25 protein-coding genes and 1 tRNA gene are annotated in these 23,039 nt (G+C 68.5%); 14 read left to right on the forward strand and 12 right to left on the reverse strand.

Annotated features, from left to right (window positions below):
* Positions 1 to 4: 4 nt before the first annotated feature.
* A tRNA-Arg gene (locus tag AC1ROD_RS04020) sits at positions 5 to 81 on the reverse strand.
* 328 nt (positions 82 to 409) lie between these two features.
* Between AC1ROD_RS04020 and AC1ROD_RS04025 the strand changes: the two genes are divergently transcribed.
* On the forward strand, positions 410 to 1,156 hold the full coding sequence (locus AC1ROD_RS04025) for an SDR family NAD(P)-dependent oxidoreductase (RefSeq protein ID WP_492946966.1): 747 nt from the start codon (positions 410 to 412) through the stop codon (positions 1,154 to 1,156).
* Entirely contained in the window at positions 1,156 to 1,776 is a 621-nt protein-coding gene (locus AC1ROD_RS04030) for a 2-hydroxychromene-2-carboxylate isomerase (protein WP_492947730.1), read from the forward strand. Before AC1ROD_RS04025 ends, AC1ROD_RS04030 begins: the two co-directional genes overlap by 1 nt.
* Here the strand turns inward: AC1ROD_RS04030 and AC1ROD_RS04035 are convergent.
* Positions 1,773 to 2,345: a hypothetical protein gene (locus tag AC1ROD_RS04035; protein ID WP_492946967.1), complete on the reverse strand. Its 573-nt coding sequence runs from the start codon at positions 2,343 to 2,345 to the stop codon at positions 1,773 to 1,775. The two genes, AC1ROD_RS04030 and AC1ROD_RS04035, sit on opposite strands and share 4 nt — an antisense overlap.
* A 117-nt stretch (positions 2,346 to 2,462) precedes the next feature.
* Between AC1ROD_RS04035 and AC1ROD_RS04040 the strand changes: the two genes are divergently transcribed.
* Complete coding sequence (locus tag AC1ROD_RS04040; protein WP_492946968.1) at positions 2,463 to 4,943, forward strand: helicase-related protein; 2,481 nt, start codon at positions 2,463 to 2,465, stop codon at positions 4,941 to 4,943.
* Positions 4,940 to 5,254, forward strand: coding sequence for an RNA-binding S4 domain-containing protein (locus AC1ROD_RS04045; protein ID WP_492946969.1), 315 nt, complete (start codon positions 4,940 to 4,942; stop codon positions 5,252 to 5,254). Before AC1ROD_RS04040 ends, AC1ROD_RS04045 begins: the two co-directional genes overlap by 4 nt.
* Here the strand turns inward: AC1ROD_RS04045 and AC1ROD_RS04050 are convergent.
* The gene (locus AC1ROD_RS04050; RefSeq protein WP_492946970.1) at positions 5,214 to 5,888 is read right to left on the reverse strand and encodes a YceI family protein; all 675 of its coding nucleotides are present in this window, start codon (positions 5,886 to 5,888) and stop codon (positions 5,214 to 5,216) included. The two genes, AC1ROD_RS04045 and AC1ROD_RS04050, sit on opposite strands and share 41 nt — an antisense overlap.
* Positions 5,889 to 6,078: 190 nt before the next feature.
* Between AC1ROD_RS04050 and fdxA the strand changes: the two genes are divergently transcribed.
* Positions 6,079 to 6,420, forward strand: coding sequence for a ferredoxin FdxA (gene fdxA, locus AC1ROD_RS04055; protein WP_207868559.1), 342 nt, complete (start codon positions 6,079 to 6,081; stop codon positions 6,418 to 6,420).
* Positions 6,421 to 6,732: 312 nt separating this feature from the next.
* Complete coding sequence (locus tag AC1ROD_RS04060) at positions 6,733 to 7,290, forward strand: CarD family transcriptional regulator (protein WP_492946971.1); 558 nt, start codon at positions 6,733 to 6,735, stop codon at positions 7,288 to 7,290.
* 75 nt (positions 7,291 to 7,365) lie between these two features.
* On the opposite strand, the gene AC1ROD_RS04065 is transcribed toward AC1ROD_RS04060, so the two are convergent.
* From AC1ROD_RS04065 to AC1ROD_RS04075, 3 genes are all read right to left on the reverse strand, one after another.
* Entirely contained in the window at positions 7,366 to 10,029 is a 2,664-nt protein-coding gene (locus AC1ROD_RS04065) for a glycoside hydrolase family 3 C-terminal domain-containing protein (protein ID WP_492946972.1), read from the reverse strand.
* Positions 10,030 to 10,157: 128 nt separating this feature from the next.
* Positions 10,158 to 11,102, reverse strand: a complete 945-nt coding sequence (locus AC1ROD_RS04070; protein ID WP_492946973.1) for a DUF808 domain-containing protein — start codon at positions 11,100 to 11,102, stop codon at positions 10,158 to 10,160.
* A 75-nt stretch (positions 11,103 to 11,177) separates the two neighbouring features.
* Positions 11,178 to 11,657, reverse strand: coding sequence for a DUF3617 domain-containing protein (locus tag AC1ROD_RS04075; protein ID WP_492946974.1), 480 nt, complete (start codon positions 11,655 to 11,657; stop codon positions 11,178 to 11,180).
* Between the two features lie 239 nt (positions 11,658 to 11,896).
* Here AC1ROD_RS04075 and rpmB point away from each other — a divergent pair, with 239 nt between their 5' ends.
* Positions 11,897 to 12,193 carry a 50S ribosomal protein L28 gene (gene rpmB, locus AC1ROD_RS04080; protein WP_492946975.1) on the forward strand — a complete coding sequence of 99 codons (297 nt, stop codon included), beginning with the start codon at positions 11,897 to 11,899 and terminating at the stop codon, positions 12,191 to 12,193.
* Between the two features lie 133 nt (positions 12,194 to 12,326).
* On the opposite strand, the gene AC1ROD_RS04085 is transcribed toward rpmB, so the two are convergent.
* Together AC1ROD_RS04085 and AC1ROD_RS04090 are read right to left on the reverse strand one after the other, a co-directional pair.
* Entirely contained in the window at positions 12,327 to 12,749 is a 423-nt protein-coding gene (locus AC1ROD_RS04085; protein WP_492946976.1) for a DUF983 domain-containing protein, read from the reverse strand.
* Between the two features lie 95 nt (positions 12,750 to 12,844).
* Entirely contained in the window at positions 12,845 to 13,210 is a 366-nt protein-coding gene (locus AC1ROD_RS04090) for a hypothetical protein (protein ID WP_492946977.1), read from the reverse strand.
* 148 nt (positions 13,211 to 13,358) lie between these two features.
* Between AC1ROD_RS04090 and AC1ROD_RS04095 the strand changes: the two genes are divergently transcribed.
* The gene (locus AC1ROD_RS04095) at positions 13,359 to 16,199 is read left to right on the forward strand and encodes a tetratricopeptide repeat protein (RefSeq protein ID WP_492946978.1); all 2,841 of its coding nucleotides are present in this window, start codon (positions 13,359 to 13,361) and stop codon (positions 16,197 to 16,199) included.
* A gap of 48 nt (positions 16,200 to 16,247) precedes the next feature.
* Here AC1ROD_RS04095 and AC1ROD_RS04100 read toward each other — a convergent pair whose 3' ends face one another.
* The 3 genes from AC1ROD_RS04100 to AC1ROD_RS04110 form a co-directional block, all read right to left on the reverse strand.
* Positions 16,248 to 16,526, reverse strand: coding sequence for an HU family DNA-binding protein (locus AC1ROD_RS04100; RefSeq protein ID WP_207868550.1), 279 nt, complete (start codon positions 16,524 to 16,526; stop codon positions 16,248 to 16,250).
* Positions 16,527 to 16,637: 111 nt separating this feature from the next.
* Positions 16,638 to 17,465: a flagellar type III secretion system pore protein FliP gene (gene fliP / locus AC1ROD_RS04105; protein WP_492946979.1), complete on the reverse strand. Its 828-nt coding sequence runs from the start codon at positions 17,463 to 17,465 to the stop codon at positions 16,638 to 16,640.
* Positions 17,462 to 17,830 carry a FliO/MopB family protein gene (locus AC1ROD_RS04110; protein ID WP_492946980.1) on the reverse strand — a complete coding sequence of 123 codons (369 nt, stop codon included), beginning with the start codon at positions 17,828 to 17,830 and terminating at the stop codon, positions 17,462 to 17,464. The genes fliP and AC1ROD_RS04110 overlap by 4 nt, the downstream gene beginning before the upstream one ends.
* A gap of 143 nt (positions 17,831 to 17,973) precedes the next feature.
* Here AC1ROD_RS04110 and flgB point away from each other — a divergent pair, with 143 nt between their 5' ends.
* The 6 genes from flgB to AC1ROD_RS04140 all read left to right on the forward strand — a co-directional run bounded on the left by flgB (position 17,974) and on the right by AC1ROD_RS04140 (position 20,946).
* A complete protein-coding gene (gene flgB / locus AC1ROD_RS04115; RefSeq protein ID WP_492946981.1) occupies positions 17,974 to 18,387 on the forward strand; it encodes a flagellar basal body rod protein FlgB in 414 nt (137 codons plus the stop codon).
* 20 nt (positions 18,388 to 18,407) lie between these two features.
* Positions 18,408 to 18,827: a flagellar basal body rod protein FlgC gene (flgC, locus tag AC1ROD_RS04120; protein ID WP_404822028.1), complete on the forward strand. Its 420-nt coding sequence runs from the start codon at positions 18,408 to 18,410 to the stop codon at positions 18,825 to 18,827.
* Positions 18,828 to 18,837: 10 nt separating this feature from the next.
* The gene (gene fliE, locus AC1ROD_RS04125) at positions 18,838 to 19,137 is read left to right on the forward strand and encodes a flagellar hook-basal body complex protein FliE (protein WP_492946982.1); all 300 of its coding nucleotides are present in this window, start codon (positions 18,838 to 18,840) and stop codon (positions 19,135 to 19,137) included.
* An 18-nt stretch (positions 19,138 to 19,155) separates the two neighbouring features.
* On the forward strand, positions 19,156 to 20,007 hold the full coding sequence (gene kdsA, locus AC1ROD_RS04130) for a 3-deoxy-8-phosphooctulonate synthase (RefSeq protein ID WP_492946983.1): 852 nt from the start codon (positions 19,156 to 19,158) through the stop codon (positions 20,005 to 20,007).
* Positions 20,008 to 20,071: 64 nt separating this feature from the next.
* Positions 20,072 to 20,452: a VOC family protein gene (locus tag AC1ROD_RS04135; RefSeq protein ID WP_492946984.1), complete on the forward strand. Its 381-nt coding sequence runs from the start codon at positions 20,072 to 20,074 to the stop codon at positions 20,450 to 20,452.
* 77 nt (positions 20,453 to 20,529) lie between these two features.
* Positions 20,530 to 20,946: a response regulator transcription factor gene (locus AC1ROD_RS04140; RefSeq protein ID WP_492946985.1), complete on the forward strand. Its 417-nt coding sequence runs from the start codon at positions 20,530 to 20,532 to the stop codon at positions 20,944 to 20,946.
* 7 nt (positions 20,947 to 20,953) lie between these two features.
* Here AC1ROD_RS04140 and AC1ROD_RS04145 read toward each other — a convergent pair whose 3' ends face one another.
* Positions 20,954 to 22,981, reverse strand: a complete 2,028-nt coding sequence (locus AC1ROD_RS04145; RefSeq protein WP_492946986.1) for a GAF domain-containing hybrid sensor histidine kinase/response regulator — start codon at positions 22,979 to 22,981, stop codon at positions 20,954 to 20,956.
* Positions 22,982 to 23,039: the final 58 nt, after the last annotated feature.

Consider the following 23,039-nt stretch of genomic DNA (forward strand, 5'->3'; position numbering starts at 1 on the left):
GAGGTGGCGACTCCGGAGGGACTCGAACCCCCGACCTCTGCTTTAGGAAAGCCTTGCTCTATCCGGCTGAGCTACGGAGCCACGCACCGGGACGACCTAGCGGTTCGTCGCGGGCGCGAAAAGCCCCGAGCGGTCCGTAATGCGACGCCTGACTGCCAGAAGCGACCGGTCCCTTCGGCGGCGGGGATTTCGGTTTGTGGTTAATCGGCTTTAAGATACAATATCTTGTAGGGAACAAATCCCGAATCGGGCCGTGTCGGTGATTCGGTCCTGATTCGTTTCGTGCCTGTTCCGCCCCCTGAAGCGACGCCGTTAATCGGCTCACCTGGCGGGATGAGCTGGCCGCCGATCCGGCTTTGACATCCTCTCCGTTTCGATCTGAAACTGTCTCCCGAACGGAGATCGCGAAATGGCGACCGCAGGAGAACGCAAAGGCGCCTGTCTGATCGTCGGCGCCGGAGACGGGGTCGGGGCGGCGGTGGCGCGGGCCTTCGCAAGGGACGGTCTGGCGGTCTGTGCGACACGGCGGCCCCGCCATCTGGACCAGCTGGAGGCGCTGGCGGCGTCGATCCGTGATGACGGCGGAGAAGCCCACGCCTACGGCGTCGATGCGCGTGATGAGGCGGAGATGATCGCCCTGGTCGACCGGATCGAGGCCGAGGTGGGGCCGCTGGAGGTGGTGGTCTTCAACATCGGGGCCAATGTCCGCTTCGGCGTGCGCGAGACGACGGCCCAGGTCTATTCCAAGGTCTGGGAGATGGCGGCTCTGGCCGGCTTCTTCGCCGGGCGCGAGGCGGCGCGGGTGATGGCGCCGCGCGGCAAGGGCACGATCCTGTTCACCGGCGCCACGGCCTCGACGCGCGGCGGATCGGGCTTCTCGGCCTTCGCGGGAGCCAAGGCGGCGCTCAGGCAACTGGCCCAGTCGATGGCGCGCGAGCTGGGCCCTGAGGGGATCCATGTCGCCCATGTGGTCGTCGACGGGATGATCGACGGGGCCTTCATCCGCTCGATGGTTCCGGATGCGGAGAAGAGGCTGGCGGACGACGAAATCGTCAGGCCCGACGAACTCGCGAAGAATTACGTCTGGCTGCATCATCAGCATCGCAGCGCCTGGACGTTCGAACTGGACCTGCGTCCGTGGAAGGAGACCTGGTGATGCCAGCCGCTCAGAGTGCTTCAAAGACGATCGATTTCATCTTCGATTTCGCCAGCCTGAACGCCTATCTGGCGTACCGCGCCCTGCCGGATCTGGTCGGGCGGACGGGGGCGACGGTGAACCTCATCCCCTGCCTGCTCGGCGGGATCTTCAAGGCGACCGGCAATCAGGCGCCCTTCTCGGCCTTCGCCGGGATCAGGGGGAAGCTGGACTATGAGATGCTGGAGATCCGCCGCTTCGTGAAGGCGCACGGCATCGTCGACTTTCAGATGAACCCCCACTTTCCGGTCAACAGCCTGCTGGCCATGCGCGGCCTGTGCGCCTGCGCGACGGGCGAGGAGTTCGACCGCTATGTCGACGCGGTTCTGGCCGGGTTCTGGGAGCGGGGGCTGTTGATGAGCGACCCGGCGGTGCTGGCGGGCGTCATCGACGAGGCGGGGCTGGAGGCCGAGCGTTTGCTGACGCTGGCCCAGACCGACGCGATCAAGGCGAAGCTGGCGGATAATACGGCGGCGGCGGTCGAGCGCGGGGCCTTCGGGGCGCCGACCTTCTGGGTCGGGGACGAGATGTTCTTCGGCAAGGAACGGCTGGGCCAGATCGAGGACCTGCTGTTCGCCTAGTGAGGCTCGGACGCCGGGACCCTGACAGAAGCGGGGCTGATCGCCGGGACGACGGGGGTGGCCACGGGAGCGATCACCGGGGCGGGGGTCGTCGTCGGCATCGTGGCGGGAGCGGTCGCTGACGTGACCTGGACAGAAGCCTGGGCGGCGGTGGCTGAAGCCGCCGAAGTCGGTTGGGCCGCGGTCTCGGCGCAGCCGCGCCCGGCGTAGAGGCCGTTCAGATAGTTCCAGCGGTCGCGCTTGGCGTCGGCCTCAGCTTCCTTCTTGTCCTTGCCGGAGCTGGTCAGTGCGTCGGCGCCGGCGATCGCCAGACCGGCGCCGGGGACCAGCATTGAGGCGCCCGCCCGGGCGATGCCGGCGGCGCGCCCCAGCAGGCCGGGCCCCTGTTCGCCCATGGAAGCGCTGATGGTCGCGGCCTCATCGGCCATCTGGGGGCAAGTCAGGGCATCGTCACCGGCGCGGACGACCGTGCCGGGAGCGTCCGTGTTTGCGGTCTGAGCCAGGGCGGGCTGGCCGGATACCAGAATCGTCGATGCGGCGGCGAGCGCCGCGCTTACGGGGATACGCATAGAAAGCCTCCACTCCACCCCCGAGGCCGGTCTAACGGGCGAGGCGGGCAAAGCGTTGCTCCGAACCGTCCGGCGCCGCTTGAGCAACCGAAACAGAATCGCCACCTTATGTCGGTCATGAGTGATCGCCCCACCGGCCTTGGCCCCTCCCGCGTCGTCGCGGTGCTGGGCCCGACCAACACCGGCAAGACCCACCTCGCGGTCGAACGGATGCTGGGCCACGCCTCGGGCATGATCGGCCTGCCGCTCAGACTGCTGGCGCGCGAGATCTATGAGCGGATCGTCAAACTGCGCGGCGCCTCGGCCGTGGCCCTGATCACCGGCGAGGAAAAGATCATCCCGACGCGGCCCCACTACTGGGTCTGCACCGTCGAGGCCATGCCGCTGGAGCGGGAGGTCGAGTTCCTGGCGGTCGATGAGATCCAGCTGGTCGCAGACCCCGAGCGCGGCCACGTCTTCACCAACCGGATGCTGCACGCCCGCGGCAAGTTCGAGACCATGTTTCTGGGCGCGGGGACGATGGCGCCTCTGATGCGGCGGCTGATCCCGGATCTGGAGATCGTCACCCGCGAGCGGCTGTCGCACCTGAGCTATGCCGGGTCGAAGAAACTGACGCGGCTGCCGCGCCGGTCGGCCATCGTCGCCTTCTCGACCGATCAGGTCTACGCCATCGCCGAGCTGATCCGGCGCCAGCGCGGCGGTGCGGCGGTGGTGATGGGATCCTTGAGCCCCCGCACCCGCAACGCCCAGGTGGCCCTGTTCCAGTCCGGGGAGGTGGACTTCCTGGTCGCCACCGACGCCATCGGCATGGGGCTGAACATGGACGTCGACCATGTGGCCTTCGCGGGACTGAGGAAGTTCGACGGGCGGCGGACGCGCTGGCTGCACGCCCATGAGATCGCCCAGATCGCCGGCCGGGCCGGGCGTCACGTCCGCGACGGCACCTTTGGCGTCACGGGCGAGTGCGAGGAGCTGGACGAGGATCTGGTCGAACAGGTGGTGTCGCACCAGTTCGATCCGGTTCAGGCGGCGGAGTGGCGCAACGCCCGGCTCGACTTCGACACCCTGCCGGACCTGCTGCGGTCGCTGACGAAGACGCCGGAGCGGGCGGGGCTGAAGCTGACGGCCCAGGCGCTGGACGAGACCCTGCTGCGCCGGGCCATGCAGGACGAGGACATCAAGCGGATCAGCCGGTCGCGCGGGACGATCATGCGGCTGTGGGAATGCTGCCAGCTGCCGGACTTCCAGAAGACGACGCTGGACGAACATGCGCGGCTGTCGCGGGATATTTTCCAGGCCCTGACCGGCAGGCGCGGGCGGCTGACCGACGACTGGATGGCCCCGCGTTTCGCGGAGCTGGATCGCGACGACGGCCAGATCGACCAGCTGTCGGCGCGGCTGAGCGGGGTGCGCACGCTGTCCTATATCGCGGCGCGGCCCGACTGGCTGGATCAGGCCAAGGGGTGGCGCGAGAAGACGCGGGCGCTGGAGGACCGGCTGTCCGACGTCCTGCACGAGCGGCTGACGGCGCGGTTCGTGGATCGCAAGACGACGGCCCTGATGCGGTCGCTGAACGACCGGGCCGGGACCCTGGCCGAGGTCGCGGACGACGGTGTCGTGACCGTGGACGGCGAGGCGGTCGGTCATCTGGAAGGCGTCAGCTTCGCGGGCCAGACCGGCGGCTCGCTGCTGGCCGACCGGACGCTGAAGGCCGCGGCCCTGCGCGCGGTGGCGCCGGAGATCACGCGGCGGCTGGGGCGGCTGGCGGCCGACCCGGACGAGGCCTTCGCGGTGACGCCCGAGGGCGAGGTGCTGTGGCAAGGGGCGCTGGCGGCGAAGATCGTCAACGCCGAGCCGTTCTCACCGCGCGTGCGATTGATCGGCGACCTGGGTCCGCAGGCGGCGCGCGACCGGGCGCAGCGGCGCATCGAGGCCTGGCTGGCGACGGAGTCTGGGCGGGCGCTGCGCGATCTGAAGCGGCTGAAGCAGGCGGTGGAGAGCGGGGGGCTGAAGGGCCTGCCGCGCGGCATCGCCTTCCGCCTGCTGGAAGCAGGCGGGATCATCGACCGGCGCGACGTCGAGCGCGATCTGGCGGCGCTGAGCCAGGTCGAGCGGCGAACGATCAAGACCTTCGCCATCAAGGTGGGGGCCCATTCGGTCTGGCTGCCGGGCGTGCTCAAGGCGCGCGGGCGGGTGACGGCCCAGGCGTTCGCGGCGAACGAGCCGTTCCGGGTCTCGGGCGACGGACTGGCCCTGCTGCCGATCCCCCAGCCGTCGGTACGCGCGCTCTCTGCCTTCGGGCGCCGGGCGGTGGGACGCTGGTCGGCGCCCGTCGAACTGCTGGAGAAGCTGGCCGAAGCCAAGCATGCGGCGGGCAAGGGCAATATCCCGGAGGCCGCCCTGGCTGAGCTGGGGCTGAAGGCGGGCGAGGCGGGGGCGTTGTTGGCGGCGCTGAAGACCACCCGCGCCCAGCAACCGGACCGGCCGGGCAAGCCGGTGGTCATCAAGGACTCGCCCTTCGCCAAACTGGCCGAGCTGACGGCGGCGCCTCAGCCCGCCAGGCGCAAGCGACCCCGGCGGAAGAAGGCAGCCTCGTGAGTTCGGGAGAGACCTCGGTCCGCGTCGATGTCTGGCTGTGGCGGGCGCGGTTCGCGAAGTCGCGGTCGATCGCGGCGGATCTGGTCGAGCGGGGCGCGGTGCGGCTGACCCATCAGGGGCGACAAACGCGGCTCGACAAGCCTAGCCGGGTCGTTCACCCGGGCGACGAGATCACCTTCGCCGTCGACGGCCGGGTGCGGGCGGTGCGCGTGGAAGCCCTGGGCGAGCGGCGCGGACCCCCGGCGGAGGCCCGCGCCCTCTATGTCGATCTTATTGAGCCGCCGCAGGCGCCGCCGGCTCCTGCTTCGTGAACTCGCCTTCGATGTGCAGGGTGACATCGTCGCCGAGGCCGACGCCCAGGCCGTAGCTGACGCCGAAGTCCGAGCGCTTGATCGTGGTCTCGCCGTCGAAGCCGACGCGGTATCCCTTGTTCATGTACGGCCCGGCCTGGTTGAAGCGGACCGCCAGGGTCACCGGACGGGTCACGCCCTTGATGGTCAGGTCGCCGACGACGGCGGCCCTGGAGCCGTCCTCACGGTCCACGGTCACCGAGGTGGCCATGAAGGTCGCGGTCGGGAACCGGGCGGCGTCGAAGAAGTCCGGCGTCTGGAGGTGACCCTTCAGGGCGTCGTTGTTCGGGGCGACGTCGGCGATCGGCACGACGGCGCTGAGGGTCGAGGCCGAGGGGTTGGCTGGATCGATCGTCAGGTCGGCCGAGACGTTGGTGAACTGGCCGGTGTAGGTCGAGAAGCCCAGATGTTTGACAGACCAGGTGATCTTGCCGTGGTCCGGATCCAGCTTGTAGGTCCCGGCCTGAACCTCGACCGGGTTCTGGGTCGCCGCCGACTGGGCGACCGCGCCGTGGGCGATGAGACCGCCGCCGACGAGGGCGAAGGCGAGGGCTGCGGCTGCGCTGGTGCGGACGAAGAGGCGACGATTCAACATGATGGGCTCCGGGAGGGGTGTCAGGTCGATCTAACTGCAATCGACACTGATGCAATAGCAGTTCGTCCCGGTGCGACAAGAAAGCCATGCTGTCCGGCGTCGATAGAACCGCTGAGTTGACACCCCCGGCCGCCGGGGCCATGTCCCCGAACCGCCCTCTCTCAATCGCCTGACGTGATCTCCGCCCGCCATGACCTACATCGTCACCGACGCCTGCGTGAAATGTAAGTTCATGGATTGCGTCGAGGTCTGCCCCGTCGACTGCTTCTATGAGGGCGAGAACTTCCTGGTCATCGCGCCGGACGAATGCATCGACTGCGGCGTCTGCGAGCCGGAATGCCCGATCGACGCGATCAAGCCCGACACCGAGGACGAGCCCGACGGCAAGTGGCTGCAGATCAACGCCTCCTACGCCAAGGTCTGGCCGAATATCACGGTGAAGGGCACGCCCCCCGCCGACCGTGAGGAGTGGGAGCGGGTCGAGAACAAGTTCGAGAACCATTTCAGCCCGAACCCGGGCAAGGGTTCCTGATCCAACCTTTGGCCTATCGCCGCAATGCGGTCGCAATTCACCCCTTCGCGCCAAAGGCGGAGGGGACGTTTTGAAATTGCCTCGTTTTGTGATATGTTCCTTCACATTGGATCGGGCGGTCAGCAGTTTCACTGCGCCGCCCGAGTTTGCGACAGAATCCCGCCCATGAAGGCGGGGTCGGCCAGAGGTTTGGTGATCCGTTTCTGCATTTGACGCCTGAACAGTCCCCCCGACGGCCTCGCCGGCGGTGGGAAAACTGTTTGCGCAGTGTGCTTTCGCTTCGCCGATCCCTGTGTCCGGGAAAGGAATGACATGACGAACAAGAGCGGTCTGGAATTCAAGGTTGGCGATGCGGTCGTCTATCCGGCGCACGGCGTCGGCAAGGTCGTCGCGATCGAGACCCAGGAAGTCGCCGGCATGTCGCTGGAAGTCTATGTCGTGACCTTCGACCACGAGAAGATGACCCTGCGTGTCCCGACGAAGAAGGCCAAGACCGCCGGCCTGCGTTCGCTGGCCGCCGACGACGTCGTCACCAAGGCCCTGACCACCCTGAAGGGCCGCGCCCGCATCAAGCGCACCATGTGGTCGCGTCGCGCGCAGGAATACGAAGCCAAGATCAACTCGGGCGACCTGATCTCGATCGCCGAAGTGGTCCGCGACCTGCACCGCGCCGACTCGCAGCCGGAGCAGTCCTACTCGGAACGCCAGCTGTATGAATCGGCTCTGGACCGGATGGCTCGTGAAGTCGCCGCCGCCAACCGCATCGACAAGGACGCCGCCGTCGAGCTGCTGTCCAAGTCGCTGAGCGCCAAGAAGGCCGTCGCCGCCGCCGCCGTGGACGCCGACGCCGAGGAAGCCGAAGCCGCCTGATCCGTTCGCGGAACCAGAGACTGAAAAGCCCGGGAGCGATCCCGGGCTTTTTGCTGTCTGGCCTCTACCTGCGCGCTAGAACGCCGGAATGTCGGCCGAGCCCCGGATGGTCAGCCGGGCTTCGCTGCCGGCGGGCATGACGCCGCTGGCGGACGGAACCGGCTGCCCGCCGCCGATCCAGAGCGTCAACGGTCCGGCGAGGACCGAGCGGCGTCCCCGATCGTCGACCGTACTCATCGCCGTGGGGCTGAGGTCGAAGTCGATCCGGCGGGTTTCTCCGGCCCTGAGCAGGACGTGCCGGAAGCCGACGAGGCTGCGTACCGGCGCATCGGGACCCGGGCGGGAAGCATAGAGCTGGACCACCTCGGCGCCGTCGCGCAGGCCGCTGTTGGTGACGTCGACGGAGACCTTCGCGGTCGAACCCGCCGCGACATCCTCGTGGTCGAAGATCAGGGGCGAATAGGCGAACCGGGTGTAGCTGAGCCCATGACCGAACGGGTAAAGCGGCGCGCCGTGGAAGCGGCGATAGGTGCGGCCGTCCATACCGTAGTCGGTGAAGGGCGGCAGATCGTCGGCGGACTTGTAGAAGGTCACCGGCAGACGGCCCGAGGGACTGAAGTCACCGGCGATCAGCTCGGCTACGGCCTGACCGCCCTGACCGCCCGGATACCAGGCCTCGATGATGGCGGGCAGGTGGGCGTCGGCCCAGTTGACGCTCATCGCCGAGCCGTTGGCGAGCACCAGGATGACGGGCTTGCCGGTGGCGTGCAGCCGCTCGAGCAGCTGTTGCTGGGGCGCGGGCAGGTCCAGGCTGGTGCGGTCGCCGCCAGCGAAGCCCGGGGCCTGGACGACCATTTCCACGCCTTCGAACTTCGAGGTCAGGCCGCCGACGAAGACGATCAGATCGGCGTCCTCGGCGGACCGCATGGCTGGTTCGGCGCCGGAGCCGGGCTTGCTCCACTGCAGCTTCTGGCTGGCGCGAGAGCCCTTCTGGATGGCCTCGACGCGGATCGCGTGGGGGCGGTCGGCGGTCAGGTCGATGGCGGTGTCGGAGGTGGGCCAGGCGGCGTCCCAGACGTCGGCGACCAGCACATCGTCCACGAAGACGCGATAGCCGTTCGCGCCGGTGTACCGGAAGCGGTACTGGCCGGGCTCGGCGACCTTCAGGAAGCCGGTCCAGCGGATGGAGGTCTCGCGCTCCTGCCGCACCGGGCTGCCCCAGGCGAATTTGGCGTTGGGGTCGGTTCGGGCGGCGACGGGCGCGCCCGACAGATCCGGGCCGGCGAACTCCTCGGCGGTCAGGCCGGGCGTGGCGCAGGCCGCGTCCACGCAGAAGGCCAGGTCGGGGACGTCCTCCAGCGGCGGGGCGACCCAGCCGGTCCCTTCCACAAAGCTGATCTCGGCATCGGGGTAACGGGCCTTCAGACCGTCGAGGATGGTGACCGGATGCGAGGGCGTGCCGTTGTAGTTGCCGACCAGGGCCTCGACGGTATTGGCGTTGGGGCCGATCACGGCGATGCGACGCGGCGCGGCGCGCAGGGGCAGGAGGCCATCGTTCTTGAGCAGGACCAGCGATTCCCGCGCCGTCTGCAGCGCCAGGTCGCGATGGGCCGGGGTGTCGTAGTCCGTGGCCTTGATCGCGGCGAAGGGGCCCGTCCCGGGCGGATCGAAGGTCCCCAGCCGCATGCGGGCGACGAACAGGCGATGCAGGGCGGCGTCGAGCACGCTTTCGGGCAGCAGTCCCTGTTCGACGGCCTTGACCGTGGTCTCGGGCTTGAAGGTCCCGTTGGCCATGAAGTCGCAGATCAGGTCGGTGCCGGATTTCAGCGCCAGGGCCACGGCCTCTTCAGGCGTGCGGACGGTGGCGTGGGAGGTTGGCAGATAGAAGTCGGCGATGGCGGCGCAGTCGGACACGACATGGCCGTCGAACTTCCACTCGTCACGCAGGCGGCGCTGCAGATAGTCGGTGTTGGCGCAGGCCGGGGCGCCGTCGATAGCGTTGTAGGCGCACATCAGGGCCTGGGCGTGGGCCTCGGTGACAGCGGCGTGGAAGGCCGGGAGATAGGTCTCGATCACGTCGCGCGGCGAGGGATGGATGTCGTCGCGGTGACGGCCGGCCTCGGGGCCGCTGTGGACGGCGAAATGCTTGACCGCGGCGATGGCCTGGGGGTGCAGCGGGTCGTCGCCCTGCAGGCCCTCGATGAAGGCCACCCCGAAGCGGGAGGTCAGATAAGGGTCCTCGCCCCAGGTCTCCTGCCCCCGGCCCCAGCGCGGGTCGCGGAAGATGTTCACGTTGGGCGACCAGACGGTGAGGCCGCGATACTGGCGGGTCGAGCCGTCGGGGGCGCGATCCTCGAGGTTCTTGGCCCGGAACTCGACGCCGATGACGTCGGCGACCTGATGGATCAGGTCCGTGTCCCAGGTCGCGGCCATGCCGATGGCCTGCGGGAAGACAGTGGCCTCGCCCGCCCGCGCCACGCCGTGCAGGCCTTCGCTCCACCAGTTGTAGGCGGGAACGCCGAGGCGGGGGATGGCCGGGGCGCCGTGCTGGATCTGGGTCGCCTTCTCCGCCAGCGTCATGCGCGAAACGAGGTCGGTCGCCCGGGCCTCGGCCGAGGCCGTCGGGTCCAGATAGATCGCCGGGGCGGACGGCGGCGTGGGGGCGACCTGCCGGGCCAGGCCCAGGCCGGGCGACAGACTGACCGCCAAGGCCAGGACGACGGTCAACGCCTTGTTCATGGGACCTCCCCGGCGGAACGCCGCTCCCGGTGCGCTGTTGGATCGCGCTTAAGGTCTCATTTGTATTATAATATGAGTTGAGGTGTCCAGATCGGCGAGGGCGGAGCGACGCGAGGTCGCGGGCCGCCCTAGTGCTTCGCGCCGGGTTTGAGCCGCATCGCCTGATGCAGAACGAAGGCGATGATCCCGCCGACCACCGTGCCAATGACGGCGGAGATCAGGGCGGTGGTCAGCCAGCCGGCGAGGCCGCCGATGGGACCGAGGGCCGAGGCGATGGCGTGGGACAGGTGTTCGACCGGCTCGGCGGGCCAGGCAAGGCCGAGCGTATGGGAGCCGTGCAGCAGGATGCCGCCGCCGACCCAGAGCATGGCGAAGGTGCCGATGGTGGACAGGGCGCTCATGACGACAGGCATGGCCTTGACCATGCCCCGTCCGAGCGCGCGGACGCCCTTGCTGTCGCGCTGGGCCAGGTGCAGGCCGACGTCGTCCATCTTCACGATCAGGCCGACCACGCCATAGACGACGACGGTCATGATCAGGCCGACGATGATCAGGACCCCGGCCTGGGTCAGGAGGGGCTCCGAGGCGACGTCGGACAGGGCGATGGTCATGATCTCGGCCGAGAGGATCAGGTCGGTGCGTACGGCGCCCGAGACCGTGGCTTTCTCAAGAGCGGCGGGATCGTCATGGGTCGGGCCGTCGTCCTCGTGACCGCCCGCGCCGAACATCTCCATCAGCTTCTCGGCGCCCTCGAAACAAAGATAGGCGCCGCCGCACATCAGAATGGGGGTGATGGCCCAGGGGGCGAACGCGGTCAGCAGCAGGGCGACCGGCAGGATGACCAGAAGCTTGTTGCGGACGGAGCCGACGGCGATCTTGCCGATGATCGGCAGTTCGCGGGCCGGGGACAGGCCGACCACGTAGCGCGGGGTGACGGCGGTGTCGTCGATGACCACGCCGGCCGCCTTGGTCGAGGCCTTGCCGGCAGCGGCGCCCATGTCGTCGACGGAGGCCGCGGCCAGTTTGGCGATGCCCGCCACGTCGTCGAGCAGGGCGATAAGTCCGGAGGGCATGGGCGCTGTTCAGGTTCGAGAAGGGGAGACCTTCGGGCCTAGAGCAGCCTCACCACCTTGTCGATGCGCCGCAGATCAGAAGTATTCGGCGTTGGCCGGGCATTGGGCGTTGAGGCGACGGGCGGTGATGCTGGCCGGGATATAGGGGGTGCCGCGCAGCAGCTGGGCGCCGCCGTTGAACTGGAAGCTCTCGGGGCGATAGGTGCCGCGCAGGCGCACGTTGAAGCGACGGCCCTTGCGGTCCTGACACGTCCCTTCGAAATGGGCGTTGCCGCCGCCGACCTCGCGCACCGGATAGGTGCAGGCATAGCGGCGGGTGGAGATGCCGCCGAAGAAGCGCGAGATGTCCTGCGGTCGCACGCATTTGGTTTCGGTGTTGCGGTCGCCCACGGCGCTGGTGGTGTACTCCCAATAGCCGGGCAGGACCGGTTGGGCCGGGGCCGGGGTCTGGGCGTGCAGGTCGCGGGTCGGCGAGGCCAGCAGAATCGCGCCCGCGAGGGCAGGGGCGGCGACGGCGGCGATACGAATGGCCACGGAGGTTTTTGGCGTCTTCATCTCTAAAAGGTCCCGGTCAGCGTCTTTCGCTGTTATGCCTTCACTATATGGCGGCTTTTGAACGGCGGCTGAACAGGGTGTTTCGATCAGGCCCAGACTCGGTTTCCGGGCCGAAAGCCTTGACGTCGCGCAGGCCGTTCCTCTATACGGCCCCCTCTCGCGAAGGGGACCCCTCCTTGCGCGCCCCTATTTCATGCGTCCGGTGCGTTTTGCCGGGCGATCACCTCAAGGATCAGACGATGTCGCGTCGTTGCGAACTCACCGGTATCGGCCCGATGGTCGGCCACAGCGTGAGCCACTCGAATGTGAAGACCAAGCGCCGCTTCCTGCCGTCGCTGAAGAAGGTCAAGCTGGCTTCGGAAGCCCTGGGCCAGACCTTCACCCTGCGGATCTCGAACGCCGCCCTGCGCACCCTGGACTACAAGGGCGGCCTGGACGCCTATATCGTCAAGGCCGGCGACGAACAGCTGTCGCTCTCGGCCCAGCGCATCAAGCGTCAGGTCAAGGCCAAGCTGGCCGAGCAAGCCGCCGCCTGATTTCGGCGCTGCTGACAAGAGTTTGAAAAGGCCGGTGGAAACACCGGCCTTTTTGCTTTTCCGTCCCACGCAGTGGGGAGGGGGACCGCCCGCCACTTGCGGGTGGTGGAGGGGTTGGTTCAGCCTGCGCGGCCTACCGCCAGGGCGAACCTTCGCCGTGTTTGCCGATGCTCTTCCACTCGGGCGGGGCGGCCTTGTGGACGTATTGCTCCGAGACCAGCCAGCCCTTGAAGGGCCGCAGGGTCCCCAGGCACATCAGGGCCAGCAGGGGGAAGGTCACCGCGAAATGCACCCAGATCGGCGGGTGGACGGTGAACTCGAAGGCCATGAAGGCCATCATCCCGACCACGCCCACGCCCGACATGACGAAGAAGGCCGGGCCGTCCGCCGGATCGGCGAAGCTGTAATCGAGGCCGCAGACCGGGCAGCTGTCGCGAATCGTCAGATAGCCCTTGAGCAACGGACCCTTGCCGCAACGCGGGCAACGGCAGCGGATGCCGGTGCTCAGGGTGTTGAGCGGCGGATATTCGGGCGAGGTCTCGGCCGGGTCTGACATGACGGCTCCTTTGAGCGGGATGTCGGCGCGCGGACGGTGTGGCGCAAGGCGGCGTCCTGTCCTTGGACGATTTGTCCAACCCGGTTCGGTGACGATCAGGGCGTTGGGCGCGTCGCATTCCAGACGAAGACGAAATTGCGATGCTCGGCCCAGGTCTGTCCCTCGACGTGATCGCCCGCCAGACAGGCCGCGGTGTGATAGGGGCCGACGCCGTCGGTGGTGCGGAAGGACACGCACAGCCGTCCGTTCTGGGCTTTCCAGCGGCCTGCCTCGATCGTGCTTTCATAGAAGTCGCCGGTGACCGTGCCGTCGGCGACGAAAGTCAGGTGCATCGGCTTCGTATAGGGCTGGGCCGGATTGGTGCTCAGGTCGACTGTCCAGGCGCCATCGAGGGCGCCTGCGCCGGGATTCGCGGCCGCCTGCGGCCCTGCGAGCGCCGCCATCATCATCAGGATCAGCATTCGGGCCTCCGTTCGGTCATGAGGCTGCGCCCGCGCGTCAACAGTGGCAAGCTGGTCACGCCTCATTAACCGCGTTGAAAGGCCCCGCGCGCGAGTGTGCGCGTCAATGGTTGGGCCGTCCTCGAGAAAATCGATCGCGAGGACCTCCGTGGCGCTGGGCGCCGTGGGGGCGGTCGTGCTCGCCCCGATCCTGACCGCCGCCGCGCCGGCGATCGCGCAGGAAGCCTCCAGTGCGCTGGAGCCCCTGACCATCCGCCTTGGCACCACCCGCCACGGCGAGGCCCAGAACTTCACCCGCGTCGAGTTCGCCGGGGTCATCGGCGCGCGTTCGAGGGTCCGCCGCGAGGGTCAGGCGGTCATCGTCCGCATCGGCACCACCGCCGCCCCGGACATCAACCTGCTCAAGAACAGCCTGCCGCCGGGTGTGACCAAGGTCGAAACCCGGGCGGTCCAGGGCGGCTCCGAGGTGCTCCTGACCCTGGCCCAGGGCGCCGATGCGCGTTCGGGCGTGGCCGACGGCGCGGTCTGGCTGAACCTCTATGCCCCCGGCGCCCAGCCCCAGGCCGGTCTGACGACCTCCAGCGCCGTCCCGGCCAACGGGGTCGTGCCGGTGACCACCACGGCCGAGGCCGACCGGGTGGTGATGAGCTTCCAGTGGGCCGCGCCGGTCGGGGCCGCGGTCTTCCGCCGCGACGACGCCGTCTGGATCGTCTTCGACACTGCCGCCAAGATGGGCCTGCCCAAGGGCGCCAAGATGGGCCCCGCCGGAGAGGCGCGCTGGGCCCAGGGCCCGGGCTACACCGCCATCCGCATCGCGGCTCCGGAAAACCTGGCGGTCTCGGCGACGGGGCAGGGCGCGACCTGGACCGTGACCATCGGCGGCATGCCGACCAGCCCGGCCCAGGCCGTTGAGGTCGATCGCGACGACACTGCCCGGACCGCCCTGGTCGCGCGCATGGCCGGGGCGACCAAGGCCATCTGGCTGACCGATCCGATGATCGGGGACCGGTTCGCCGCCGTCACCGCGCTGGCGCCCGGCAAGGGCTTCGACGCCCGCCGCCAGACCATCGACGTCACCCTGCTGCCCACCGCCCAGGGGATGGCGGTCGAGACGCCGACCGACGACCTGACGATCGTGGCGGCCGGCGATCTGGTGACCGTGTCCCGGCCGCAGGGACTGACGATGTCGGCGCCGTCGGAAGCCGTTCTGGACGCCGCGCCCGACGCCCCGCACCTGCCGCGCAAGGCGGCCTATCCGGCGATGATCCTGGCCGACTGGGCCGATCCGGGCGCCGAGGGCTTCTCCGCCCGCTACCGCGAACTTCAGAACGGGGCCGAACAGGAGACCGGCCAGGCCTCTGACGATCCGCGCACCCCGATCGAGGCGCGTATGGGTTTCGCCCGCTTCCTGATCGCCTCGGGGCTCGGCTTCGAGGCTATCGGCGTGCTCAACGCCATGATCGTCAGAACACCCAGCCTGCAGGGCGAGCCCGAGGTGCGCGGCCTGCGCGGCGCGGCCCGGGCCTCGATCGGGCGATTCGAGGAGGCCGAGGCCGATTTCGCCTCGGGCGCCCTCGCCGGCGACCCCTCGACCAGGGTCTGGCAGGGCTATGTCGCGACCCAGCGCGGGGACTGGACGGGCGCACGTCTGGCCTTCACCGCAGGCGCTTCGGTCATCGACCAGTTCCCCAACGACTGGAAGGCCCGGTTCGGCGCGGCCCACGCCCTGGCGGCGCTGGAGCTGGGCGATCTGCCGGCCGCTCGATCCCTGCTGGCTTTCAGCTTCAGCCAGCGCGCTCCGGCGGCCGATCAGCTGACCGCGCGGCTGGTGCAGGCCCGGCTGTTCGATCTGGACGGCCAGAGCGACCGGGCGCTGGCGGTCTATACGGCCGTGGCCCGCGCGCCGCTGGACGGCATCGCGACTCCCGCCAAACTGGGCGTGGTCAAGATCTCCCTGGCCAAGGGAATCATCACCCCCGACGCCGCCGCCAAACAGCTGGAAGAGCTGAAATGGCGCTGGCGGGGCGATGCGACCGAACTTGCCGTCGTCCGGACCCTGGGCAGCATCTACCTGCAACAGGGCCGGTACCGCGAGGCGCTGGAGGTGCTGCGCAGCGGCAACAAGCGGATGATCAACCTGCCGGGCGCCCGCGAGATCCAGGACGACCTGTCCTCGACCTTCCGCGCCCTGTTCCTGCAGGGCGCCGCCGACGGACTGCAGCCGGTGCAGGCCCTGGCCCTGTTCTACGACTTCCGCGACCTGACCCCGATCGGCGCCGACGGCGACGAGATGGTGCGGCGTCTGGCGCGCCGCCTGATCGACGTCGACCTGCTGGACCAGGCCGCCGAACTACTCAAACACCAGGTCGACGAACGTCTGGACGGGGTGGCCAAGGCCCAGGTCGCGACCAACCTGGCCACCGTCTATCTGATGGATCGTCAGCCGGAGAAGGCGCTTCAGGCGCTGTGGAGCTCGCGCACCACCCTGCTGCCGGTCGCCATGGCCGCGGAGCGCCGGGCGCTGGAGGCGCGCGCCCTGATGGATCTGGGCCGCTACGATCATGCGCTGGAGCTGCTGGAGGGCGACGCCACGCCCGAAGGTCTGGATGTGCGGGCCGAGATCTACTGGAAGCAGCAGAACTGGGCCGGGGCCGCCAAGGTCTATGACCAGCGGCTGGGCGAGCGGTTCAAGGATACGGCGACGCCGCTGGACGCCGCGGACGAGAGCCGGGTGATCCGCGCCGGGGTCGGCTATTCGCTGGGCCACGACCTGCCGGCCCTGTCGAAGCTGTCGCGCGCCTATCTGCCGTTCGCGGCGCGGGCGCGGTCGGCGGCCTCGATGCGTATCGCCCTGTCGGGCTTCGACGGCCAGGAGGGGGCGGTTCAGGCCAGCGACTTCGGCCAGCTGACCGCCGGCGCCGACACCTTCGCCGGATGGGTCCAGGCGATGAAGGCGGACTTCAGAAAGCAGACGGGCGGGAACGGCTGACCGCTCCCGCCCGCTTTTCCGTGTCGCGATGCGACGCGGAGATCGGTCTTACTTGTTGACCGCGTCCTTGAGGGGCTTGGAGACCCGGAAGCGGACGGCCTTGGAGGCGGCGATCTTGATGGTCGCGCCCGTGGCCGGGTTGCGGCCTTCGCGCTCGGCGCGGGCAGCGGTGTCGAAGACGCCCAGGTTCGAGATGCGGACGTCGCCGCCGGCGGTCAGCGACGAATGGATGTTCTTGACGATCGCTTCCAGCACGCGGCCGGCGTCGGCCTGCGAAACACCGGCGTCCTTGGCGACAGCGGCGATCAGTTCAGCTTGAGTGGTCATGTGGTCGTTTCCATAAACTCGCCCGATTCCGGACGATGACCGGGGGATCAACACGCTTTTGGGGCGGCTTGGCAAGCGCCGTTGACGCGCAAACGCCGTGACAGCGGGGGTTTACCCCCCGACAGTATGTCGCGTGAAGCTCTCGACAAGGCTCCCGGCGACCAGTCTCCAGCCGTCCACGAGCACGAAAAAGATGAGCTTGAACGGCAGGGAAATCACCACCGGAGGCAGCATCATCATGCCCATGGACATGAGCACGCTGGAGACCACCAGATCGATCACAAGAAACGGAACGAAAAGGAGAAATCCGATTTCAAAGGCCTTCTTCAACTCGCTGATCATGAAGGCCGGAGTGACCACGCGCAGGGGCAGGTCGGCCATCTCCGTATTGGGCTCCACCTTGCTCAGTCTGACGAAGAGGGAGAGGTCCCCGCGATCGACTTGGGCGAGCATGAAGTTTTTCACAGGTTCTGACGCCGCATCAAACGCTTGAGGCAGCTCCATCTGCTGATCGAGCAGGGGGCGGATGCCCGAATCATAGGCGTCCTGCCAGGTCGGAGCCATGACGATGGCGCTCAGGAACAGAGCCAGGGACACCAGAACGGCGTTCGGCGGCGACTGCTGCATGCCCAGGGCGGTGCGCAGCAGGGACAGGACCACGATGATCCGCACGAAGCTGGTGGTCATGATCACGATCGAGGGCGCCAGCGACAGGACGGTCATCAGACCGACCAGCTGGACGACCCGCTCGGTCAGGCCGGCGCCGGTGCCGAGATCGACGTTGATCGAGGAGCCGGTGCTCGCAGCCGCCGCCGCATCCTGGGCGAAGGCGGCCAGGGGCCAGATCAGGCAGAGCAGGGTGGTGACCAGCGACAGCAGGGCCGCGCGCTTGAGCTCGGCGCGTGTCGGGACGGTGAAGATCGAGGCGGCGAGCTTCACTTCGGACCCCCCTTGTTCAGGGCGGAGAGGTTCAGGCGCGCGAACGGGCGGGGCGTCTCTGCGGCCGGCTCGGGCGCGGGCGCGATCGGGGCGGGCCGTTCGGCGGGCTGGCGCGGCTCGATCAATTCGCGGCCCTCGCCGAGCAGGATCAGGCGCTCCTCGTCATCGACGCGGACCAGGACCAGCCGGCGGGCCGGGTCCAGCACCAGGGTCTCCATGACCTGCAGGCGACGCTCGCCCCGTTCGGCGCCGATCTTGGCCAGAAGCTGGGGAGCGTAGCGGCGGGCGGCCCAGGCGCAGAGCCCGATCAGGCCCAGCACAAAGGCCAGGCCGAAGATGGCGCGGGCGAAATCAAGGACGTTCATGCGGGCGACGGTTCCGGGGCCGCTGGAACGCGCGGCCGGTCGGGGCTGACTCTTTAACCATCGTGGTTAACGACCCGTTGAAATAACGCCTTGTTAACCATGCAGGCGGCATTTTCTGCCTATCCGATCAGGAGACGCGCCCGATGGGCATCGCCGACGTTCCACTGCTGGGCCAGATCAAGGGCCGCCTGAACTGGCTCGACGAGCGCCAGCGGGTGGTCTCGCAGAACATCGCCAACTCCTCGACGCCCGGCTTCGTCGCCCGCGATCTGCAGCAGCCAGCCAATGCCGACTTCGCCGCCGCGATGCGGCAGGGCGGGGGTCTGCAGATGGCGCGCACCAATGCGGCCCATATCGCTCCGGCCCAGACCAATGTGGCGCGTTTCTCGTCCCAGGCCTCGCCGGACTCGGAGACGACGCTGGACGGCAATTCGGTCGTGCTGGAAGAGCAGATGCTCAAGATGTCCGAGAGCCGCATGGCCTATGACGCCGCGATCGGCCTGTATCAGAAGTCCATGTCGATGCTGCGGATGGCCGCCAAGAAGCCCGGCGGCTGAGCCGGGATCAGGAATAGACCATGCCAGATCCGGTTCCGCCCCGTAACACCGCCATGGCCGTGGCCTCGAGCGCCCTGCGCGCCCAGCAGTCGCGCATGCGGATCATCGCCGAGAACATCGCCAACGCCCAGTCGACGTCCGAGACGCCCGGCGGCACGCCCTATCGCCGCCAGATCCCGGTGTTCGAGGCCCGCAACGTCGACGGCGCGACCGGCGTGGCGCTGGCCGAGGTCAAGCCGGACCAGAGCGACTTCAAGATGGACTACGACCCCTCGCACCCGGCGGCCAACGCCGACGGCTATGTGATGCGGCCCAATGTCGACACCCTGGTCGAGGCCATGGACATGCGCGAGGCGCAGCGCGCCTACGAAGCCAATCTGAACGTCATCGAGACGGCGCGGTCGATGGAAAGCCGCACCCTCGACATCCTGAAGCGATAGGACCCGATAGATGAACCCCTTGGCGGCGGCGAAGGCCTATGCGGCGGTGCAGGGCGGCGGAATGCCGACAGGCGGGGCGGCTCCAGCGGCGGCGCCTGGCTTCGGCGAGATGCTGCAGAACGTCATGGGCGACATGACGAAACAGACCCGGGCCGCCGAGACCCAGATGACCGGCGCCATCCAGGGCCAGAGCAATATGATCGACGTGGTCACCTCGGTGTCCAGCGCCGAGGCCTCGCTGGAAACCGTCATCGCCGTGCGCGACCAGGTGATCCAGGCCTATCAGGAAATAATGCGCATGCCGATCTGACGGCCTATATAGGCCGCCATGTCCATGATTCATCTCAAGCGCTGGAACCTCTCCATCGGGGCCGGCCAACCGCTCGTCGTCATCGCCGGCGTCAATGTGCTCGAAAACCTCGACATGGCTCTGGCCGTCGGGCGCGAGCTCAAGGCCAACTGCGAGGACCTGGGTCTGCCCTATGTCTTCAAGGCCAGCTTCGACAAGGCCAACCGGTCGTCGATCACCTCCTATCGCGGTCCCGGGATAGACGAGGGGCTGAAGCAGCTCGAGATCATCAAGGCCGAGCTGAACGTGCCGATCTGCACGGACATCCACGAGGTCGACCAGGCTGAGCGCATCGCCGCCGTCGCCGAACTGGTCCAGATCCCCGCCTTCCTGTGCCGCCAGACCGATCTGGTCGTCGCCGCTGCCCGCGCCACGGCGGCCGCCGGCGGCTGGATGCACGTCAAGAAGGGCCAGTTCCTGGCTCCCTGGGACAGCGCCAACATCATCAAGAAGGCCCGCGAGGCGGCGCCCGAGCTCGACATCGTCATGTGCGAGCGCGGCGTGTCTTTCGGCTATAACAACCTGGTCGTCGACATGCTGGGCATCGGCCAGATGCAGAAGCTGGGCGTGCCGGTGACCATCGACGCCACCCACGCCGTCCAGCTTCCGGGGGCCGATCCGCGCACCAGCGGCGGTTCGACCGGCGGGCGCCGCGAAGGCGTGTCGATCATCGCCAAGGCGGCCGTCGCCGCCGGCGCCGACGGCGTCTTCCTGGAGTTCCACCCGGACCCGGACAAGGCCCTGTGCGACGGTCCGAGCTGCCTGCCGCTGACCGCCTCCCATGGCCTGCTCAAGACCCTGAAGACGATCCACGAAGCCGTTCAGGCCTGATCCTCGCGGGGAACCGCCCGGTTCCCTGAGCGCTGGCCTCTCTCGGAGCTTCCGGGAGAACGCCGTGCTGAAAGACAAACCCTCGTCCGCCATCGTCGCCGTGAAGGATCTCGCCCGCGCGAGGGCCTTCTACGGCGGAACGCTCGGTCTGGAGGCCACGCCCGAGACCAGCGACCAGATCCTGGTGTTCAAGACCGGGGCCACGAAACTGGTCGTCTATGTCTCCAGCTATGCGGGAACCAACCAGGCCAACGCCGTGGTCTGGGGCGTCGGCGAGGACATCGAGGCCGTGGTCGCCGACCTGACCGAAAAGGGCGTCGCCTTCGAGAACTACGACATGCCCGGCGCGACCTTCGAGAACGGGGTACATCGGATGGGCGACTTCCGCATGGTCTGGTTCAAGGACCCTGACGGCAACATCCTGCACATCAACAGCGGTACTTAAGGCCAGTTGCGCGGGTTGCTGAACGGCCTAGGCTGAGACGCCCGACCTCCCCGGGCCGCTATCCGTCGAGTCTGGCCGTGCCCCAACAGATCCTGATCGCCGAAGACGACGTCGGCGTTCGCGAGTTTCTCGCCATCACCCTCGGCGGGGCCGGGTTCGAGACCGTCGAGGCCACGGACGGGGCGGCGGTGCTGACCCGACTGGCCTATGCGCCGCCGGCGATGGTGCTGATGGACTTGCACATGCCGGTCATCGACGGGCTGGAGGCCCTGCGGCGACTGAAGTCGGTCGAGAGCTGGGCCGAGGTGCCGGTGCTGTTCCTGACCGCTTCAGGCCAGACCGCCGACATGGTCACCGCGCGGCGGCTGGGGGCGCGCGGCTATCTGGTCAAGCCGATCCGGCCGGGCGATCTGCTGGCCAGGGTGAAGGCGGTTCTGAACGACCCGAGCCTGCTGTGGCTCGACGACATGACCCAGGTCCGCTCGGCGAGCTAGGCGCGGATCAGGCCGCGCGCTTCATCGCAGCGCCGTACAGGGCGCGACTGACCGTGCGGAAAAAGTCGGCCGGAACCAGCGGCTTGGACACCACCCCGGCGAAGCCGGCAGCCATCAGCAGCGAAACGTCTCCGTCGCCGTCGGCGGTATAGGCCAGGATGGGGGTATCGGCGGCCGAGGCGACGTAGGACCGAATGGCCTTGAGCGCCTCGCGGCCGTCCATGCGCGGCATGCGCAGGTCCAGCAACACCAGATCGAACGCCGCCTGCGTCAGGCGATCGACGGCGGCGGCGCCGTCCTCGACCTCGACCACCTCGGCGCCGAGGCCCGACAGGAACAGGCGGGCCAGTTCGCGATTGGCCGGATGGTCGTCGGCGACCAGAACCCGGGTTCCGGCCAGGGCCGACAGCTGGGTGACTTCGGCGGGCGCCGCGACTTCCTGGGCGGCGTTGGCGGCCTGGGCGTCGATCTCGAACCAGAAGCGGCTGCCGCGGCCGATGACGCTTTCGGCGCCGACGGTTCCGCCCATGGCCTCGCACAGGCCCTTGCAGATCGCCAGGCCGAGGCCGGTCCCGCCTGCGCCGCGCGTGGTTGAGCCGTCGATCTGGGAGAAGCGCTGGAACAGCAGGCCCAGCTTGTCGGCAGGGATGCCCGCGCCGGTGTCGGCGACCGAGACGCCCAGTCGCTGGGTGCGCGGATCCCAGGCGGCGACGACCTTCACCCCGCCGGCTGCGGTGAACTTCACGGCATTGCCGATCAGGTTGAGCAGGACCTGACGCACCCGGTCGGGGTCGATCATCAGGGCCGGGACGAGCGCCGAGGAGACCGCGCCCATGCGGAAATCCAGCGTCAGGTCCTTGGCCCCCGCCTGGGGTGCGAACAACTCCAACGTGGAGCGACACAGGTCCTCCAGATCGGTCGGCTCGGGGCGGATGGCGACCTGACCGGCCTCCAGCTTGGAGAAGTCGAGGATGTCGTTGACGGTGCACAGCAGGGCGCGGCCGGCGTTGTCGATGCGGCGGACATAGTCGCGCATGACCGGCGACAGGTCGGGCTGTTCGGCGGCCAGGTCGGTGAAGCCGACGATGCTGGTCAGGGGCGTGCGCAGCTCATGGCTCATATTGGCCAGGAATTCGGATTTCACGGCGGCGGCCTGTTCGGCGGCGACGATGGCGGCGCGCTGCTCGGTCACGTCCTGGAAGACGCCGAACAGGCTGACGGGGCGGCCGTCGTGGTCGAACTGGCAGTCGCCCTTGGCCAGGACGCGGCGCTTCTCGCCATCGGGACGGTTGAGGCCGAGTTCGAGATGGAACGGCCCCTTGCCCAGGGTCGAGGCTTCGATGGCCGCGGTCAGGATCTCCTGGTCCTCGACGTCATAGAGGTGGATCGACCGACCCAGCATCGGCTTGAAGGTCGCGCGGTCCAGGCCGCAGATGGCGAAGACCTCGTCGGACCACAGGAGGGCGCCGGTCTTCAGATCGCATTTCCAGTGGCCCACGCCGCTCATGGCCTCGGCCATGTGCAGCATGGTTTCCCGCTCGGTCAGCTGGTGTTCGGCGCGCAGCCGTTCCAGCTCGGCGACGGCCAGATCGGCCAGGTCGCGGAGATCGGCGAGGGCCTGATCCGACGGGCGCCGGCGCGGCACGGTGTCGATGACGCACAGGGCGCCCAGGTTGAAGCCGTCCGAAGTGGTCAGGGCCGCGCCCGCATAGAAGCGGATATGCGGATCGCCGGTGACGAGGGCGTTGTCCTTGAAGCGGGGGTCGGTGGACGCGTCCTCGACCACCATGACGGCGCGCGGCGGGCGCTGGATGGTCACGGCGCAGAAGGCGTCTTGGCGCGAGGTCGAACAGACGTCCAGACCCGTACGGGCGGCCAGCCACTGGGTGTCCTCATCGATCAGGGTCACGGCCGTGATCGGGCACTCGAACAGGCGGGCGGCGAGACGGGCGGCGGCGTCCAGAACGGGGTTGGCGGGCGCGCCGACGACGTTGAAGGTGCGCAGCTCGGCGAGACGTTCGACTTCAGCAGACATGGCAGGCTCGGGGGAGGGGACCAACGATACGTCCCTATCCTGCGCCCGAATGCTTACC

This window comes from Brevundimonas sp. GW821-FHT12E07 (assembly GCF_058807035.1).